The organism is Roseburia faecis, from assembly GCF_001406815.1.
GTDB lineage: Bacteria > Bacillota > Clostridia > Lachnospirales > Lachnospiraceae > Roseburia > Roseburia faecis.
The window spans coordinates 33,747-51,136 of record NZ_CVRR01000003.1; the positions used below are offsets into that span (position 1 = coordinate 33,747).

Consider the following 17,390-nt stretch of genomic DNA (forward strand, 5'->3'; position numbering starts at 1 on the left):
GAAGCCAAAACAAAAAGAATATGCACAAAGACGAGCATATTCAAAAAAAATATATGATGCTCTAAAAAATTTTTAATTGGATTTGAAGGGATAAATAATGTCAAAGAAAGCATTACCGGTAATTATTATAACGGTCTGTTTATTATTTGCGGGTTGCAAAGCTCCTGCAGATCAAGAACAGAAAAATAATACAGAAACAGCTGTCTTATCTACGGAAACACAGGAAGAGGATTGGAAACAGGTTCATTCTACACAAAAGGATCTGGAAAAACTTCCGCAGAAGATACAGAAAATTTTTTCAGATAATCAAACATTCTTTGATGTGGAAAAAGGAAAAGAATATGATAAGAATTCTTTTATAAAAACATTGACAAAAGAAGGGTATCGGCCCCAGTGGGCAGAATTTCTGGTGGCAGACTGGGATAATGATGGAGAATATGAATTAGCTGTTTATATAAAAAACAGTACGGATTATAATGACTGCAGAATTTTTGATGCGTCAAATAAGAAAGTGTATGCGCATGCTTTTACGGCCCGTGCAATTGAGGGAATCAGTGATATGGGAATTATCAGAGGTTCAAGCGGTGCAGCTGATACAGACTATGACAGATTGTTTCTGGATGGAAAAGAACAAAAATTTTATGAATATAAAGGGGAAAAGGTATATCTATCGGTAGAATATGCATGGAGCCATGATTCCATTGTCTCAGGGATATGAAATCAGAGCCGGGGGGGGATATATGCCAGATATTTATAATTTGCAGGTATGAAAAACCGTGGTGCATATCAGGATGCATCACGGTTTTTTGTTGGCAGGAGAACGTAATAAAGAGATGAAGAATTTAACTGGTTTTTCATTGGGTATCATCCTCCTTTAAAATAATGATTTCTCGGTGAATAAAAGCATTTCTCTCTTCTTGGGCTAAATGATTGAGAGTATAAAAGAAAATGCCAGTACACCCCAAGACAATCAAAATTACAATGGTACAGGTTATTTTGACATTTCGTGAAAAGCGCAGGCTTCTTTTTTGCTTATCAATTGATTGCTCCGAAAAATAATCGTTTACCAGTTCCTGTGGATCTCCAAACTGTGAGACAAGCTGTTCATAATCGAGAGAATCCTGTTGCGCTGCATAAGAAATGACAGCGTCTTTCAAATCAGAAATAAATCTTGTGTCTGCGGCATGGTAGTGCTTAAACTGTTTCTGCACAGCCTTTATATATTCATCCGTAATTTTATCCTTGGTCATTGTATCCCCCTTTTTTCTACTGTGTAACCGTATATTTCAATACCTGTTGGATTGCATTGGCAGTCGCGTAATAATCCTCCAAAAGTTGTTGCAGATGCGTGCGGCCACTGTCTTCCAGATGATAATAAACATTCACCTGACGGCGTCCCACCTGTTTTTTGTAGTCTGAAATATATCCGGCATCTATTAATTTGTAGAGGGCGGGATACAAAGAACCAACTGGAATATTCAGGTATCCATCGGTCTGTTCCCGGATCAGGGTGGATATTTCATAACCATAATAGTCCTGCTGGCTGAGCAGATGCAAAATTAACAATTCGACGGAACCGCGCCGGAAGTTACTTTTGTTGTTCATAGGCTTTTCCTTATTTTGAGTGTATTGTAAATTAAATAAGATAATAAGTCAATATATAGAAAAACTAAAATATAGTTGACATACACAATCGAATATGCTAACGTGAAAATGTAACAAGTAATTAAATATTCAAACACAGGAGAATAATAATGAAAAAAGAAGGTTCCACTGCTTCTATGCTGTGGCTGGATATCCGTAGGGGATTTTGCAGTAAGCGGTTTTGGGGCATTGTTGGGGTAGTTACAATTGTTTTTGTAGTGTTTCTTACACTTGACATCATATATCCATTACAAAAATATTATAATGGATATGGAACGTTTGACTGGAAATTGGACTCAATTTCGATGGCTCCATTTGCTGTTCGTATCGGTATTTTATCAATGGATCTGTTTATTACTTTTTTCCCATTTATTGGAGTAATAGCATATGCTGGAACGATAATAGATGAGCGAAAAGACGGATATTGTTATCAGATTATACAAAAAAGAGGGTTTCATTCCTATTACTGGAGTCATTTTGTCGCAAGTGGACTGCTTGGGGGACTTCTTGCGGTAGCTATTCTGATAAGCTTATATCTGTTGACAGACATTGGGATAGGACAAAATCCATTATGGAAAGATGCAATGCAAGTGTATCTTACACCCGAATTTGGATCGGAAAGCGAGACGGTTTATTTTGGCATCCATATTCTTACAAAATCAGCAGGACACGTTGAACTTGTATTGTTGGGAATGGTCAGCTTCTTTTTGACGGGATGTTTGTTTGGGTTGTTAGGAGCGATAATTGCATTTGTATCAGATGCACGGGTTCTTGTATATGCAATGCCAATGATCATTATGGAGACCGGGTGTGGGGGACTTTATGCAATTTCCCTGTTGTTTGGAAGAGATTCTGTTGCCGCAAATGTGCTGGCATATTTTTATAACATAACAGGAGCATATATTTCATTTGGAAACTTATTAAGCCGGTGCATTGTGATCTTTTTGATTATTTTAATGCTATGTATTGGAAAAGGGATGGAATCTAAAGTAGTTCGGTATTATCTCGGAGAGGAGATCAGACAGGTATGAGAGAAACTATAGGGGCGGTTGTTCGCAAACCGGTGTTTCGAATAAAATTAATTGCTATTTCGCTACTTTTCGTTGTTTCGTTGATTGAACAGGTATCCAATAACTATATTCAGTCATCCGGGCAACAAGTGGGAAGAATGACGGTTATTTTATTGTTAATGCATACATTCAGTTATTTTTCATTTTATCTTTCAGTCTTTTTTGTTGGATATATATTATTGATTCCAGATATCGTTAAGGATGCATTTATAGAAAGGCAGACCATGATGCGGTGTCAGTCCCGTATGCGGGCGGCAAAGTATGCCATAGGAAAAATTATAGCCTTTTCGATTCTTTATGTTATTTGGTTTGTAATGCTTACCATCCTTGTTGGGGGGATCTGGTTTCATGACTTTTCATTGGCATGGCCTAAATTTATGGATATCCAGCAAAGACAGCTTGCAGCCAATGGATTATCTACAATTACATGGATTAATATACCGGTTGGAGCAGGCAAATATCCAACACTGCTTGTAGCAGGATTAATCTGTTTGCGAAGTACGATTGGGTTTATTTTTCTGGGATTGCTGGCTTTACTGGTAACATTAATTACTGGTAAAACGCGCAATGGAATGGGGATTGTTATTCTTTTGGCAGCGATTGCAGGCTATGTAAAACTATATATGAATGATGTATTTACTTATTGGAATTCAGCACATCCGATTGGAAATAAACGCAGTTATATTCGTATATCAAAGGCTACCATAACACCATTGTTTACAACCTGTCTAAAATCGGATGAATTTATGCCATGGATGCGCTATGGTATTATTGCGGGCATTCTTTTATGTGTCATCACCGGAGCAGGAATTATGCTTTATTACAGGAAAGGGGATTTGGGCGATGAGGATCGAGATGAATAATATTAACAAAACAATAAAGGGTGTATCGCTTCTGACAGACATTAACCTGGCACTGGAATCCGGTCATATCTATGGATTTGTCGGAGATAATGGCAGTGGAAAAACGGTATTGTTCAAGGTATTATTGGGACTGATGCACAAGACTTCCGGGACCATTCTGGTAGATGGCAGGGAACAGAAGGATCTGATGCAGGATGTTGGTTTCATCATTGAGCGTCCGGAGTACATACCATATTATTCAGCAAAAAAGAATCTGGAAATCATTGCGGCCTATCGGAAAGTCGCAGATGATCAGCGCATTCGCACGGTATTGGAGATGTTTGGCTTAGACCCGTCGGATAAGAAGGCGGTGGGGAAGTATTCGCTCGGTATGAAGCAAAAGCTTGCACTTTCCATGGCTTTTCTGGAAGATCCGAAAGTATTGATACTGGATGAACCGCTCAGCGCGCTGGATGCAGATTCGGTGCAGGAGGCCCGCAAGCGCATTTTGGAGGAAAAGAAGCGTGGAAAGCTGGTTCTTATTGCATCCCATTATCCGGAGGATATCCAATCACTGTGTGATGAGGTATATTGGATGAAGAATGGACATGTTTTACCGTCGAAGGAAAATAAATGATGTCAAAGTTATCAGAAAAAGAATAAGAAATGGCATATTTTTGTAGTATGAAAAAGGTATTGGAGTGTACTTGTGTTTCCAATCGTTTTCTGCTACAGTAGGCTTATACAGAACAGATGATTAGCAAAGGAGCTTTCTCGGGATAAGAGAAAGCTCTTTTTGCTGTATAAATCATAAAGGATCAGGGAGGCGAATCTATGGTGCAGAAATGATCACATTGTTGTCAGAGGCAATGCCATTAAGCCAGTTGTTCGAAGTTTTGTTCGATAGCTGCATATTCCGCAAAAACAGAGCACTCGCTCCGCATGAGCGGAGCGCTGTTCCGCTAGGAAATGATATTATTCCCGTAACCATCTGCAAATATCAACAACTTGCACACCTTGATAATCATAGGTTTCATGATGCGTCCTTGCAATTATCATCTTAGGATATGCATCCCTTATTGCAAGCAGTGGTGAATGTTCTCTTTCAAATGTTTTTTCATCCGAAATATTATCGCTTACCTGAATATATATTTGTGCCTCACGTTTCTTAGCTACAAAGTCCACTTCTCTTTTATAGAGTTTGCCAACATATACCTCATATCCTCTTCTGCGTAACTCTAGATAAACAATATTCTCATAAACTCTTCCAAAATCCATGTTTCGTGTACCATTGACTGCATAACGGAATGATGAATCGCAAAGATAATACTTGCTATTGTTCGCTAGGTATTTTTTCCCCTTTAAATCATACCGTTTTGCCTCATAGAACAGAAAAGCATTTTCCAAATAACCAATATATTTCGATACCGTCTTTCGGGTTATCTCACTTCGGTCATTGTTTAAGGTTTTGCTGATATTATTTGGAGAAAGTAAGTTACCAATATTATCCATCATAAATTCTGATATATTGGTAAACTCTGATTTATTTCTTATCTTATACTTTTCTACCAAGTCTCTGACAAGAATGGTTGAATACACATCTCTAACATAGTCATACTGTCTATCCTCAGTCTTATATACATAAGCCCCCGGCATGCCACCAGTTCGGACATACTGATCAAATGCATCGTCATATCCATCTGTAATTTCATAATAAGTTAGATATTCCATGAAAGAAAATGGATATACCTTTATTTCCATCGTTCTTCCGGTAAAAAGTGTTGCCAAATCTGAACTCAGCAAAAATGCATTTGAACCGGTAATGTAAATATCATAGATTCCTTTGGCGTAAATACTATTGATTGCAAGCTCAAACTGAGGGCACAACTGAACCTCATCTATCAATAAAACATTCGTCATTCCCTCTTTGTATTGATCGAGAATGTACTTATGCAGTGCGTGATATTCTAACAAATAATCAAACTCTAATTCCTGAAGGTTTATCATTACAATATTTATCGGTTCCTCTAATGACTGCAAGTATGTAACAAACTCTTGCAGCAATACGGATTTGCCGCTTCGTCTGATCCCCGTGATAACTTTTATATCTGGTGTCCCATACAATTCAATCAGTTCATCTAAATACTTTTTTCTTACTATAAGCTGCATGGTGCCATCCCCTATTCCCACTTTTCGAATTTTTTCTATTTTTCGGTAATATAATTTTCAAACAAATATTAACACAATCTGTATCTTCTGTCATTATTCTATTCCCACTTTTTAAAAAATATTCATTTTCAGGTAATAAGCACCTGAAATCAGAAATCAGAGGTGCCTGACACAATAAATATTTAATCTGTCTACTTTAGAGGTATCATATCAGACAAGGGTGCTTTTTTTGATGAAAATCTTGAAGAAACGGACAAAAACGCAAAATATAATCTTGAAGAAATGCCCGGTTCATGTTATAACAAGGATATATTTGGGAGGTAATGATGTATTTTAAACGGAAAGCATATGACAGATTGTTAGAATGGAAAGCAAAATACTCAGACAAATATGCGGCTTTGCTAGAGGGGGCCAAACGAGTCGGTAAATCAACGATCGCGGAGTCTTTTGGGCAAAATGAATACAAGTCTTATCTTTTGATTGATTTCTCAAAGACAACGGACAATATACGCAGTTGTTTTGAGGATGTGGGAAATTTAAATATGTTCTTTTTGCGTCTTCAGGCCGAAACAGGAGTGACTTTATACGAACATGAATCATTGATCATATTTGATGAAGTACAGCTTTTTCCACAGGCAAGGCAGGCTATCAAGCATCTGGTGGCAGATGGCAGATATAGTTATCTGGAAACGGGATCTCTAATCTCGATTAAGAAAAATGTAAAAGACATTTTGATTCCGTCGGAGGAGATGAAGATACAGGTATATCCGATGGACTATGAAGAATTTTGTGATGCCACAGGAGGTAATTATGAACTCTTGCGCCAGATTTATGGTACAGGATCTGCAATCGGACAGGCAACGAATCGAAAATTAATGCGAGATCTGCGTATTTATATGGCTGTTGGGGGAATGCCGCAGGCGGTAGAAGCATACACGGAAGGTAAGAATTTCTCGGAAATTGATATGGTCAAGAGACAGATCATATCATTGTATGAAGATGATTTTAAGAAAATTGATGCGTCTGGAAGAATTTCTGCATTGTATCATTCGATTCCGGCGCAGCTCGCCAAAGATTCAAAAAAATATCGGATTTCAACAGCAATCGGGAAGAAGAGTAAAGCAAAAACAGAGGAATTATTATATGAGCTGATTGATTCAAAAACAATTTTGCCGTGTTATAATTCAACCGATCCACGTGTGAGTTTAGCAGACACAAAGGATTTTGACAGTTACAAACTCTACCTCGCAGATACAGGATTGTTTGTTACATTGATGTTTATGGATCGACCGGTGACAGAAAATGATGTGTACGCAAAGCTGCTTTCTGACAAATTACCGGCTAATCTCGGATTCTTATATGAAAATCTGGTTGCACAAATGATCGCGGCATCTGGCAGAGAGCTTTTCTATCACACATGGGAAAAGTCAGGCAGTACGCATTATTATGAAGTGGATTTCCTGATCTCGGAAGGAAGCAAAGTGAACGCTTTCGAAATTAAATCATCTGGATCTGGAAAACATGAGTCGATAAAGGTATTCGATAAAAAGTTTTCGAAAAATGTGCATGATATATATTTATTGTCGCAGAAGGATGTTGGAAAGGAAGAAAACTTGTTACTGAAACCATTTTATTTGATGCCTTTTCTAATTGAACAGGAGTATGTAAGAAATGATAAGATTTAATAACGATTACAACCATGGAGCATTTGCATCCATATTGAAGGAACTTGGCGCAACGAACAGCACAAGCTACGCCGGATACGGGGAAGATGAGTGGTGCGATAAAGCGGAAACCATCATAAAGAAGCTGGTCGATAATGACGATGCATTGATCAAATTCATTCCGGGAGCCACGCAGGCGAATTATGTCGTGATCGCTGCTGCATTATCTTCGGTGCAAAGCGTGATCGCTGCAGATACCGGACATATCAATTGTCACGAGGCGGCGTCCATCGAGAACACCGGACACAAGATTCTGGAACTTCCGAATACAGATGGCAAGATTACCGCGCAGCAGATCGCCGCTTGCGCCAAGGCGTATTACGATCAGGACGAGCCGGAGTATCTGACCGAACCGAAGATGGTATATCTGTCTTTCCCGACAGAAAAAGGTACACTTTATTCGAAGAAGGAAATTAAGGAGATCCATGATGTGTGCACAAAATATGGGATGTATCTTTTCGTGGATGGCGCGCGCATGGGATATGGACTTGGATCGGAGAAAAATGATCTTACTTTGAAGGATTTTGCGGAATTGACGGATGTATTTTATATTGGCGGAACAAAGTGTGGCGCTTTGTTCGGCGAGGCGCTCATTATTACTGCGCAGGATCTGAAGTATCGCTTTAAGGCCTACATGAAGCAGAATGGTGCAGTACTTGCGAAAGGCTGGCTGATGGGACTGCAGTTTGCAACGATGCTGGAGAGCGGCGAGTATTTTGAGGCTGCGAAGCGCGCCGATGTGCTTGCGATGCAGATTAAGAAAGCGTTTGAGGACAAGGGTGTTCCGTTTGCGGTGGAGAGCTTTACCAACCAGCAGTTTGTTATTCTGACGGAGCAGCAGAAGCAGGAGCTTGCGCAAAAGTATTATTTTGAAGACGAAGGTGATACGCAGCGTTTCTGTACGAGCTGGGCAACAACGGAGGACGAGGTTGATATGCTGGTTACGGACATCGAAAAGTTGTGAAACATGTGGTGCCTGACACAATAAAATTATATGCCGGAGATTTATGATATTTACGGGTATGAAAAACCGTGGTGCATATCAGGATGCATCACGGCTTTCTTTTTACTGTAAAGTTCCGTTATAGGTAAAAGAAGCATGTACAGTCACATACCATAAAGTAGTGACGGAAGAGACTGACTGGGTATTCACTGTGTGATGAGGTATATTGGATGAAGAGTGGACATATTCAGTTGCAGTAAATTTTGTAATTGGCTCGTAAAAATATCTGCCATCATGTATAATAAAATATACAGAAAAAGATAATTATGTTGAAAAGGAGCCAACACTATGGGAACATATTTGAACAGCATAACTCCATATACTTTGTATAAAAGTGAGTGCTTAAGCGCGTATTTTGTGGATAAAACACTTATGCTCAGGGAACTGTTTCCGTATGTAAGTGCGGGAAATCGTCATATCTGTATCACCAGACCACGCAGATTCGGAAAGACAATTATGGCGAACATGATCAGCTCTTTTTTTCAAAAGATACCGGATTCAGGTGATGGAAAAAATACTTGAATTTGCCCATAACACAGAAGTGATAAAACTGCTGATTGTATGATTCTGGAATTAAAGGTAGATCATACACCGGATGAGGCTATTGCACAAATAAAAGATAAAAAGTATGCACTCAGGTTTGTACCAAAGATTGCCGGGAACAGAGAGTATACAGGAAGAATACTGGCAGTTGGTATTTTTGTAGTATGAAAAAGGTACGGGAGTGTACTTGCGTTTCCAATCGTTTTCTGCTACAGTAGGCGTAAACAGAACAGGTGATTAGCAAAGGAGCTTTCTCGGATAAGAGGAAGCTCTTCTTTTATATAACGAAAAAAGAGTCAAAAAGGAGGCGAATCTATGGATGCAGAAATGATCATACTCTGCGACGGTGTGGTAATCCCACAGAGCAAAAAAGAAATTGACGGGGGTGTCGCAATTGCAGGAGGACATATCCTGCGGATCGGGGCGCGTGCGGAATTGTCGGATTATCTGGGAGTGGATACGGAGGTGGTGGAATACCATAATTCCACGCTGTTTACATTTGACCGTACAAATACAGAGGGAGATGCCAATATTGCAGTTGTGGCAGGAAACATGAAGCACCATGGACATGGAGATCTCAAAAAGACCGTGGGGCTTCGCTTCCTGATGTATCACGGAGATGTGGTAATTCAGAAGGAATTATGAAAAGTATAAACAATAAGTGAAATATCTGCCGGAAACCTTGACGCATGGCATTTCCAGCCTTACAGTTGTATATATCACGAAGTGTAGGGAGGAAGAGACCTTGGGTAAGGTAATTGGGATTGATTTAGGAACCACAAACAGCTGTGTCGCTGTTTTGGAAAATGATCAGCCGGTTGTGATCACAAACGCGGAAGGCTCGCGGACCACACCATCGGTTGTGGCATTTACCAAAAACGGAGAGCGTCTGGTGGGAGATGCTGCCAGACGACAGGCAGCTGTCAATGTAGACCGGACATTTTTCTCCATTAAGCGTGAGATGGGAAGTGCGTTCCGGGCAAAAATAGATGGCAAACAGTATACGCCGCAGGAGATTTCCGCGATGATCCTGCGCAAACTCAAAAAAGATGCGGAGGAATATCTGGGGGAAACAGTTTCGGATGCGGTGATTACCGTACCGGCATATTTCAGTGATTCCCAGCGACAGGCGACAAAGGATGCCGGAAAGATTGCCGGATTAAATGTTCTTCGGATTATCAACGAGCCGACATCTGCGGCACTGGCATACGGACTGGATCACGGGGAGCCACAGAAAATTCTGGTGTATGATCTTGGTGGCGGCACATTTGACGTATCGGTTATTGAAATCGGGGACAACCTCATCGAAGTACTTGCCACCGCGGGAGACAATCACCTCGGTGGGGATGATTTCGATGCGCGCATCACGGAGTATCTGGTATCGGAATTCCAGCGCACGGAGCGTGTGGATCTGCGGAAAGATGCGACGGCCATGCAGCGTGTGCGTGAGGAGGCGGAAAAGGCAAAAAAGGTATTGTCCTCCTCTTCCACAACGGGCATCAACCTGCCGTTTATTGCGACCGTAAAGGGTGAGCCAAAGCACATGGAAATGACCCTGACGCGTGCAAAATTTGAGGAACTGACGATGGATCTCATTGAGCGCACGGCAGGGCCGGTGCAGCAGGCGCTTTCGGATGCCGGAATCACGGCGGCAGACCTTGGCATGGTGCTTCTCGTAGGCGGGTCTACCCGTGTACCGGCGGTGTTCGAGGAAGTGCGCAGACTGACAGGAAAAGAACCTTCACGCAACTTAAACCCGGATGAATGTGTGGCACTGGGAGCGGCTGTGCAGGGTGGAAAACTTGGCGGTGCGCTGATGGCAGGATCACAGGCGGCAGAGATTATCCTGATGGATGTCACACCACTTTCGCTTTCCATTGAGACGGTAGGAGGTGTTTCAACGAAGCTGATTGACCGGAATACCACGATTCCGACACGGTTCAGTAAAGTGTTTACAACTGCCGGAAATTTCCAGACATCTGTGGATATCAAAGTACTGCAGGGCGAGCGTCAGTTTGCCAGAGACAACAAGCTGCTTGGGCGGTTCCAGCTGCGGGGCATTAAACCGGCGCCGGCGGGTGTGCCGCAGATAGAGGTAACGTTTGATATTGATGCGAACGGTATTGTACAGGTTTCCGCAAAGGATCTGGGAACCGGACGGCATCAGGAGATCACAATCACGGCAAGTTCTAATTTGTCAGACGCAGAGATTGACCGCGCGATAAGAGAAGCCGCGGAATATGAAGCAACAGACGGGCAGAGAAAAGCTTATATTGATGCGCGAAGCGAGGCCGACACGTTGATCCGTCAGGTGGAAGTAGCTTATAAAGAGAAGAAAAAGACCATCGACAGTGGTGCGCGTCACCAGATCAAGAGCAGCCTTTCTTATGTAAAGAAACTGGTCAGCCGTACAAAGCCGGGAAATGTGTCCGAAGAGCAGGCGGCTGAGCTGCAGCGGGCAGCCGAGGAACTGCGCAGTGCTGCAGGAGTGCTTGGAATATAAAAGGTTTCCATCATAAAGAAAGCTGTTTTGATATAAAAAGGCACAGATACGTTTTCTGTCAAAAGGCAGAGAACCGTATCCGTGCCTTTTATTTATTTGCACTAACTTTTATTCTCTTTTGTTTTATACTTGCGTTTGCTTTTGAACTGTGCTATATTAAGGCTGACAGATAAAAACAAACGTAAATAAAAATGGAGGTATTTTATTATGAAGTTTTTCGTGGATACAGCAAATGTAGAGGATATTAAGAAAGCAAATGATATGGGTGTTATCTGTGGAGTTACCACAAACCCATCCCTGATCGCAAAAGAGGGAAGAGATTTTACAGAAGTCATCAAAGAAATTACATCCATCGTTGACGGACCGATCAGCGGCGAGGTAAAGGCAACAACGGTAGATGCAGAGGGCATGATCAAAGAGGGACGTGAGATTGCAGCCATCCATCCAAACATGGTTGTAAAGATTCCTATGACCGTAGAGGGACTTAAAGCCGTAAAGGTACTTTCTTCCGAGGGCATCAAGACAAACGTTACCCTGATTTTCAGCGCAAATCAGGCAATCCTTGCAGCAAACGCAGGAGCTACTTATGTATCCCCATTCCTTGGCAGATTAGATGACATCAGCCAGCCAGGTATCGAACTGATCCGCCAGATCGCAGAGATCTTTGATATTTACGGATATGACACAGAGATCATTGCAGCATCCATCCGTAACCCGATCCATGTAACAGACTGCGCACTTGCAGGTGCCGATATTGCGACCATCCCTTACAAGGTAATCGAGCAGATGACAAAGCATCCGCTTACCGATCAGGGAATCGAAAAATTCCAGGCAGACTATAAGGCAGTTTTTGGGGAGTAATATTTCAGATTTTCGAAGAAAATCTGAAATGTAGCGTCAGCCCATTGCCGCAGGCAATTTTCATGGGCTGATGTTCACGCATACGGAGGAACGAACATGAACAAACAGGAGCTTCAGCTGAAGGCAAATGAAGTACGCAAAGGCATTGTGACTGCCGTCCATGCAGCCAAAGCCGGACATCCGGGCGGATCGCTTTCCGCAGCTGATATTTTTACTTATTTATATTTTGAAGAATTAAATATCGATCCAAAAGATCCGAAGAAACCGGACAGAGACCGTTTTGTACTGTCCAAAGGCCATACTGCACCGGGACTGTATTCCGCACTGGCACTGCGCGGCTATTTCCCGGTCGAGGATTTAAAGACACTGCGTCACCTCGGTTCGTATCTGCAGGGACATCCGGACATGAAGCACATTCCGGGTGTGGATATGTCGAGCGGTTCCTTAGGACAGGGAATTTCCGCAGCAGTCGGCATGGCATTGTCCGCCAAACTTTCCGGGGACGATTACCGTGTGTATACACTGCTCGGAGATGGAGAGATTCAGGAAGGACAGGTATGGGAAGCTGCCATGTTTGCCGGATTCCGCAAACTGGATAACCTCGTTGTGATCGTGGATAACAACGGACTGCAGATCGACGGACCGGTGGATCAGGTATGCTCTCCGTACCCGATCAACGAGAAATTCAAAGCATTCAATTTTCATGTGGTTGACCTTGCAGACGGCAATGACATGGATCAGATCGCCGCTGCATTTGCAGAGGCAAGAAACACCAAGGGACAGCCGACCGCAATCATTGCGCATACGGTCAAAGGAAAGGGTGTCTCTTTCATGGAAAATCAGGTAGGATGGCACGGAAAAGCGCCGAACGATGAAGAATATGCGATCGCAATGGAAGATCTGAAGAAAGAAGGTGAAGCATTATGTCAGAAGTAACAAAAATCGCAACCCGTGTCAGCTACGGAAACGCTCTCGTAGAGCTGGCAAAGGAGCATGATGATGTATATGTTTTAGACGCAGATCTTGCAGCGGCAACACAGACTGCAATCTTCAAAAAGGAATTTCCGGAGCGCCACATTGACTGTGGTATCGCAGAATGTAACATGATCGGCATTGCAGCAGGCCTTGCCGCAACCGGTAAAGTTCCGTTTGCAAGTTCGTTTGCCATGTTTGCAGCAGGACGTGCATTCGAGCAGGTGCGAAACTCGGTCGGTTATCCGCACCTGAATGTAAAAATCGGTGCAACCCATGCCGGAATTTCCGTCGGTGAAGACGGTGCAACGCACCAGTGTAATGAGGATATTGCGCTCATGCGCACCATCCCGGGCATGGTCATCTTAAATCCGAGTGATGATATCGAGGCAAAAGCAGCAGTAAAAGCCGCATATGAACACGAAGGCCCGGTTTACATGCGTTTTGGCCGTCTGGCAGTTCCGATCATCAATGACCGTCCGGATTACAAATTTGAGATCGGTAAAGGTGTCACCTTGCGGGAAGGCAAAGATGTGGCAATCATTGCGACCGGTTTATGTGTGTCCGAGTCGCTCGCAGCCGCAGAAAAACTTGCAGCAGACGGCATTGATGCAAAAGTGATCAACATCCATACGATCAAGCCGCTCGATGAGGATCTTGTCGTTGCCGCAGCAAAAGAATGCGGGAAAGTCGTGACTGTTGAGGAACACTCCGTCATCGGAGGACTCGGTTCCGCCGTATGCGAGACACTTTCGAGAAAGGCACCGACACCGGTAAAGAACATCGGTGTACAGGACTGCTTCGGCGAGTCCGGTCCGGCAGTGGCACTGCTTGAGAAGTATGGTCTGAATGCAGAAGGCATTTATGCTTCCGTAAAAGAGTTTGTTTAGAGAATGCGTTTTCCGTCTGCAAACTCCATTTTAACTTCGTTAGTCATTGTTTTCCACTGGAAACGGCCATTTTCCATAATCATGTAGCCATGCCAGTTTCCGGATTTTGGAATAGCAACAGATCCGGGATTCATGCAGGTATATGTGTCGTGTGGGACGCATGCCGGGACGTGGGTATGTCCGTGCAGCAGAATGTCCCCGCGATGCAGTGGAGGCAGGTTCTGTTCATTATACGTATGGCCGTGGGTGGCATAAATCAGCGTATCACTGTCTGCAATGGCGCAGTAATCTGCCATAATGGGAAATTGGAGTACCATCTGGTCGACTTCGGCATCGCAGTTGCCCCGGACACAGAGAATATGTTGTTTTTTTGCGTTGAGCAGTTCAATCACCTGTTTTGGATCATATTCTTCCGGCAGATCATTGCGCGGACCGTGGTATAAAAGATCACCAAGGAGCAGCAGACGGTCGGCCTGTTCCCGGTTGTATGCATTTAACAGCTGTCTGCAGTAGTATGCAGAGCCGTGGATATCAGATGCTATCATCCATTTCATGTTTATCAATGTTCATCCCATCCAGTCAGACTGGATGGGATGTTTCCTTTCTCCCGGATACGGCCGGGGTATTCACCTTATTGTTTTATAATGGATTATAATGAACATTTTCTTCTGGCTCAATACCTTTTTGAAAAAGGTTTCTTAATTTTTTATAAATCCCTTAGTTCTGGCCGATGCCGTTTTCTAAAATTTTTTTCAGTTCTGCCTGTGCGCTTTCTTTCAGGTTCGACGGGTAACTGATGTGAATGCCATATAAAATCGTGTCTTCGGTCCGGTAAGCGTCTATGGAATCATTGAAATCATCACCCTGAGAGGTGGTCGTAATCAGTTGCCAGGTATCGCCGGAAACCGTGGTGTACAGTTCGTTGGTGGATACGGCATCCGGCGTTTCCTCATACGATGGGTAGTCCATATCGATATAGGAACCGGTGTTGGACGATTCTGTATAGAGATCGGCGGCGGCCGTCACATTGATCTGTCCGTCTGCACAACTGTATAGTTCGGAAAGCGAGATGTAGCAGATGTTTCCTTTTTTATCCGCGGTTGCGTTGACGGAAATGCTGTCTGCTTTCTGTGGGAGGGCAAATGACCGCAGATTTTTGTATCCGATATAAGCGAGTGCATCTTTTTCGGAAGAAAATGATTTGTTGATTGATCCCGGCGACCAGCTGTTGGTCGGCAGATAACTTTCATATTGCTTAATAATATTTTGTTTTTCGTTTTGAATCGTCCCGGTAATTTCCGCATCCGGAACATTGTTGAGCTGCTCCGTCAGGCGGTATCCCTGGTTTCCGGACAGTCTGGAAAAGACGGGATCGCTTAAGATGCCGGTTTTTGCAAGCAGTGTCTGAAACTCTGTGGCAGAACTGCGGAAGTAGTTACAGGTGCCAAGAAATTCATTTTCTCCCTGTTCTTTCGTATAAGTAAAATCTGTCGTTTTTCCATCCAATGTGTAGGAAAACGTTACACTTCCCAGATTTTTGGTGCAGGCGAGAATGACCATGGCATAGTTTTTCATGGTTTTTTCAACTGTGGTCTGCTGTTTTTTTGTAAATGCGTCATCCAGATATATGGTCCAGCCGTAAGGGGTTTCCGTGGTCTGCAGTTTGAAGTTTGCAATCGAAAATACATTGGAGATGCCAAGTGCCGCAAGTGTTTTTTCATTGGCAGACATATCACCGATGTATGGATGGATCGTGGCATAAATCTGTGCTGCTTTCGGCAGAATAGAGGTGCCGTCCTCCCATGCAATCTGATCGTTCACATATACTTTTTTTACGGCATGGGTTTCTGTCTTTTTATCGGAAAATGTATTGTGCCCGGCTGCCGATATGCGGTTGGTTCTGACATTGATTGTGACGGTTTCCGGGTGATCCGGATCACAGGAGTAGTCGATTCCGGCAACACCAAGTGTCTGATCGGTTAAAGATCCTTTGATCTGAATGGTTTTATTGTCTTTTACGGTAACCGCATAGTCGATCAGTGCGGTATTTTTCAGCGGTGCAGGGTAGAAATACGTCCGATATCCCCAGATGCTGCCGAGCAACAGTGTCACGATCAGGATGGCGGCAAGAATCCGACGTTTGTTCCTTTTGTTGCTCTTTTTTAAAAAGTCGATAGTTGAAGCATCCGTTGCCGTTTCTGCGGGCACGGGTTCCGGAGTCTGCATATCGGAAAGTATCCGGCGACAGTCGGTACACTCCCGGATATGTGTTTCGATCGCCGTATTTGTGACGTCACTCGTCAGGTGATCGACATAGCTTGGCAGCAGATCCTGTACGACCTCACAGGTCAAATCATTTTTCATGTTTGTTCAGCTCCTTTCGCAGGCGCTCCTTGCCGCGATAAAACATCACGCGCGCCCAGTTTTCACTCTGTCCCATAATTTGTCCGATTTCCCGGAACGAGAGATTTCCAAATACCCGCAGATAGATCACTTCCCGGTAAGGTTCCTGGAATTGGTGCAGGCATTGCAGCAATTCCATTTTTACGGCGGAGGAAAGCGCCTCCTGCTCTGCAGACGGTGTGTGCGGAAGTTCCGCTTCGGTGTCTGTCAGATCCTCGTGCAGTGGGTGTTTTCGCAGATAGGACAGATATTGATTTTTGGCAATGGCACAAAGCCATGTGGTGATCTTGCAGCTTCCGTCATAGCGGTGGATACTGCTGACAGCCTGGCAGAAAGTTTCCTGTGCCAGTTCTTCCGCAACATCCGGCTGGTGTGTCAGTGACATCAGGTACTGATACACCATGCGAAAATGCTGACGGTAGACTGCGTCCATATCCTGCATGTGCGACCTCCTTTTTTCTGGAATTTATATGGGTTACATTTATTGATGTAAAAATACGGTGTTTCGTTACAGCATTTTTTATTTTTTTCATATATTTATATAATGTAACATAAATGTAGCATATTTTACATGAAAATGAGCTATGAAAACGATGGCTCTTTCTGCTAAAATAATATAATTTTCAGAATAATTTAGAAAATTCACAAAATCTTCACAAAAATTGTTAGCAGTCCTACTTGACGAGTGCTAAAAACGGTGGTATAACATATCATGAACAAAGGGAAAAGAGGTTGAGAGAAATGAATAATCTCTTGAAACTTTGAT

The 17,390-nt window shown here is 43.0% G+C and carries 19 protein-coding genes; 13 read left to right on the forward strand and 6 right to left on the reverse strand.

The features are described 5' to 3' along the window. Positions 1 to 97 precede the first annotated feature (97 nt). On the forward strand, positions 98 to 718 hold the full coding sequence (locus M72_RS00185) for a hypothetical protein (protein WP_055066744.1): 621 nt from the start codon (positions 98 to 100) through the stop codon (positions 716 to 718). Between the two features lie 136 nt (positions 719 to 854). On the opposite strand, the gene M72_RS00190 is transcribed toward M72_RS00185, so the two are convergent. Further along, positions 855 to 1,250 carry a DUF6120 family protein gene (locus M72_RS00190; protein ID WP_022045795.1) on the reverse strand — a complete coding sequence of 132 codons (396 nt, stop codon included), beginning with the start codon at positions 1,248 to 1,250 and terminating at the stop codon, positions 855 to 857. Between the two features lie 16 nt (positions 1,251 to 1,266). After that, a complete protein-coding gene (locus M72_RS00195) occupies positions 1,267 to 1,605 on the reverse strand; it encodes a PadR family transcriptional regulator (protein WP_055066745.1) in 339 nt (112 codons plus the stop codon). A 149-nt stretch (positions 1,606 to 1,754) separates the two neighbouring features. Here M72_RS00195 and M72_RS00200 point away from each other — a divergent pair, with 149 nt between their 5' ends. Genes M72_RS00200 through M72_RS00210 form a run of 3 tightly spaced genes read left to right on the forward strand, consistent with a single transcriptional unit; the run spans position 1,755 to position 4,193 of the window. Next, entirely contained in the window at positions 1,755 to 2,675 is a 921-nt protein-coding gene (locus M72_RS00200; RefSeq protein WP_055066746.1) for a hypothetical protein, read from the forward strand. Then, the gene (locus M72_RS16990) at positions 2,672 to 3,577 is read left to right on the forward strand and encodes a hypothetical protein (protein ID WP_055066747.1); all 906 of its coding nucleotides are present in this window, start codon (positions 2,672 to 2,674) and stop codon (positions 3,575 to 3,577) included. Before M72_RS00200 ends, M72_RS16990 begins: the two co-directional genes overlap by 4 nt. Further along, on the forward strand, positions 3,570 to 4,193 hold the full coding sequence (locus M72_RS00210; RefSeq protein ID WP_055066748.1) for an ABC transporter ATP-binding protein: 624 nt from the start codon (positions 3,570 to 3,572) through the stop codon (positions 4,191 to 4,193). The genes M72_RS16990 and M72_RS00210 overlap by 8 nt, the downstream gene beginning before the upstream one ends. A 338-nt stretch (positions 4,194 to 4,531) precedes the next feature. Here the strand turns inward: M72_RS00210 and M72_RS00215 are convergent, their stop codons facing one another. Then, positions 4,532 to 5,725: an ATP-binding protein gene (locus tag M72_RS00215; protein WP_055066749.1), complete on the reverse strand. Its 1,194-nt coding sequence runs from the start codon at positions 5,723 to 5,725 to the stop codon at positions 4,532 to 4,534. A 323-nt stretch (positions 5,726 to 6,048) separates the two neighbouring features. Between M72_RS00215 and M72_RS00220 the strand changes: the two genes are divergently transcribed. The 9 genes from M72_RS00220 (at position 6,049) to M72_RS00255 (ending at position 14,221) form a co-directional block, all read left to right on the forward strand. Continuing rightward, on the forward strand, positions 6,049 to 7,410 hold the full coding sequence (locus M72_RS00220; RefSeq protein ID WP_243142538.1) for an ATP-binding protein: 1,362 nt from the start codon (positions 6,049 to 6,051) through the stop codon (positions 7,408 to 7,410). Next, the gene (locus M72_RS00225; RefSeq protein ID WP_055066751.1) at positions 7,397 to 8,413 is read left to right on the forward strand and encodes a threonine aldolase family protein; all 1,017 of its coding nucleotides are present in this window, start codon (positions 7,397 to 7,399) and stop codon (positions 8,411 to 8,413) included. The genes M72_RS00220 and M72_RS00225 overlap by 14 nt, the downstream gene beginning before the upstream one ends. Positions 8,414 to 8,740: 327 nt before the next feature. Further along, entirely contained in the window at positions 8,741 to 8,974 is a 234-nt protein-coding gene (locus M72_RS00230; protein ID WP_055066752.1) for an AAA family ATPase, read from the forward strand. 39 nt (positions 8,975 to 9,013) lie between these two features. Further along, positions 9,014 to 9,163, forward strand: a complete 150-nt coding sequence (locus tag M72_RS16995) for a hypothetical protein (RefSeq protein WP_176694752.1) — start codon at positions 9,014 to 9,016, stop codon at positions 9,161 to 9,163. A gap of 147 nt (positions 9,164 to 9,310) precedes the next feature. Continuing rightward, positions 9,311 to 9,640 carry a hypothetical protein gene (locus M72_RS00235; protein WP_022045733.1) on the forward strand — a complete coding sequence of 110 codons (330 nt, stop codon included), beginning with the start codon at positions 9,311 to 9,313 and terminating at the stop codon, positions 9,638 to 9,640. A gap of 100 nt (positions 9,641 to 9,740) precedes the next feature. After that, positions 9,741 to 11,498 carry a molecular chaperone DnaK gene (gene dnaK, locus M72_RS00240; RefSeq protein WP_055066798.1) on the forward strand — a complete coding sequence of 586 codons (1,758 nt, stop codon included), beginning with the start codon at positions 9,741 to 9,743 and terminating at the stop codon, positions 11,496 to 11,498. 207 nt (positions 11,499 to 11,705) lie between these two features. Next, positions 11,706 to 12,359 (forward strand): fructose-6-phosphate aldolase, encoded by a 654-nt coding sequence (fsa, locus tag M72_RS00245; protein WP_022045735.1) that lies wholly within the window; start codon positions 11,706 to 11,708, stop codon positions 12,357 to 12,359. A 96-nt stretch (positions 12,360 to 12,455) separates the two neighbouring features. Further along, the gene (locus M72_RS00250; protein WP_055066753.1) at positions 12,456 to 13,295 is read left to right on the forward strand and encodes a transketolase; all 840 of its coding nucleotides are present in this window, start codon (positions 12,456 to 12,458) and stop codon (positions 13,293 to 13,295) included. After that, on the forward strand, positions 13,283 to 14,221 hold the full coding sequence (locus M72_RS00255) for a transketolase family protein (RefSeq protein WP_022045737.1): 939 nt from the start codon (positions 13,283 to 13,285) through the stop codon (positions 14,219 to 14,221). Before M72_RS00250 ends, M72_RS00255 begins: the two co-directional genes overlap by 13 nt. Here the strand turns inward: M72_RS00255 and yfcE are convergent. From yfcE to M72_RS00270, 3 genes are all read right to left on the reverse strand, one after another. Beyond that, a complete protein-coding gene (gene yfcE / locus M72_RS00260) occupies positions 14,218 to 14,775 on the reverse strand; it encodes a phosphodiesterase (protein WP_055066754.1) in 558 nt (185 codons plus the stop codon). The genes M72_RS00255 and yfcE overlap by 4 nt on opposite strands. A gap of 163 nt (positions 14,776 to 14,938) precedes the next feature. Beyond that, positions 14,939 to 16,585, reverse strand: a complete 1,647-nt coding sequence (locus M72_RS00265; protein WP_055066755.1) for a DUF4825 domain-containing protein — start codon at positions 16,583 to 16,585, stop codon at positions 14,939 to 14,941. After that, the gene (locus M72_RS00270; protein WP_055066756.1) at positions 16,575 to 17,066 is read right to left on the reverse strand and encodes an RNA polymerase sigma factor; all 492 of its coding nucleotides are present in this window, start codon (positions 17,064 to 17,066) and stop codon (positions 16,575 to 16,577) included. The genes M72_RS00265 and M72_RS00270 overlap by 11 nt, the downstream gene beginning before the upstream one ends. Positions 17,067 to 17,390: the final 324 nt, after the last annotated feature.

Bases quoted from the DNA above. Each gene is read 5' to 3' on its own strand.
- M72_RS00185 (WP_055066744.1), top strand. From the start codon at position 98: ATGTCAAAGAAAGCATTACCGGTAATTATTATAACGGTCTGTTTATTA.
- M72_RS00220 (WP_243142538.1), top strand. From the start codon at position 6,049: ATGATGTATTTTAAACGGAAAGCATATGACAGATTGTTAGAATGGAAA.
- M72_RS16995 (WP_176694752.1), top strand. From the start codon at position 9,014: ATGATTCTGGAATTAAAGGTAGATCATACACCGGATGAGGCTATTGCA.
- fsa (WP_022045735.1), top strand. From the start codon at position 11,706: ATGAAGTTTTTCGTGGATACAGCAAATGTAGAGGATATTAAGAAAGCA.
- M72_RS00195 (WP_055066745.1), bottom strand. From the start codon at position 1,605: ATGAACAACAAAAGTAACTTCCGGCGCGGTTCCGTCGAATTGTTAATT.
- M72_RS16990 (WP_055066747.1), top strand. From the start codon at position 2,672: ATGAGAGAAACTATAGGGGCGGTTGTTCGCAAACCGGTGTTTCGAATA.
- M72_RS00250 (WP_055066753.1), top strand. From the start codon at position 12,456: ATGAACAAACAGGAGCTTCAGCTGAAGGCAAATGAAGTACGCAAAGGC.
- M72_RS00255 (WP_022045737.1), top strand. From the start codon at position 13,283: ATGTCAGAAGTAACAAAAATCGCAACCCGTGTCAGCTACGGAAACGCT.
- M72_RS00230 (WP_055066752.1), top strand. From the start codon at position 8,741: ATGGGAACATATTTGAACAGCATAACTCCATATACTTTGTATAAAAGT.
- yfcE (WP_055066754.1), bottom strand. From the start codon at position 14,775: ATGAAATGGATGATAGCATCTGATATCCACGGCTCTGCATACTACTGC.
- M72_RS00215 (WP_055066749.1), bottom strand. From the start codon at position 5,725: ATGCAGCTTATAGTAAGAAAAAAGTATTTAGATGAACTGATTGAATTG.
- M72_RS00190 (WP_022045795.1), bottom strand. From the start codon at position 1,250: ATGACCAAGGATAAAATTACGGATGAATATATAAAGGCTGTGCAGAAA.
- M72_RS00200 (WP_055066746.1), top strand. From the start codon at position 1,755: ATGAAAAAAGAAGGTTCCACTGCTTCTATGCTGTGGCTGGATATCCGT.
- M72_RS00270 (WP_055066756.1), bottom strand. From the start codon at position 17,066: ATGCAGGATATGGACGCAGTCTACCGTCAGCATTTTCGCATGGTGTAT.
- M72_RS00225 (WP_055066751.1), top strand. From the start codon at position 7,397: ATGATAAGATTTAATAACGATTACAACCATGGAGCATTTGCATCCATA.
- M72_RS00265 (WP_055066755.1), bottom strand. From the start codon at position 16,585: ATGAAAAATGATTTGACCTGTGAGGTCGTACAGGATCTGCTGCCAAGC.
- M72_RS00235 (WP_022045733.1), top strand. From the start codon at position 9,311: ATGGATGCAGAAATGATCATACTCTGCGACGGTGTGGTAATCCCACAG.
- M72_RS00210 (WP_055066748.1), top strand. From the start codon at position 3,570: ATGAATAATATTAACAAAACAATAAAGGGTGTATCGCTTCTGACAGAC.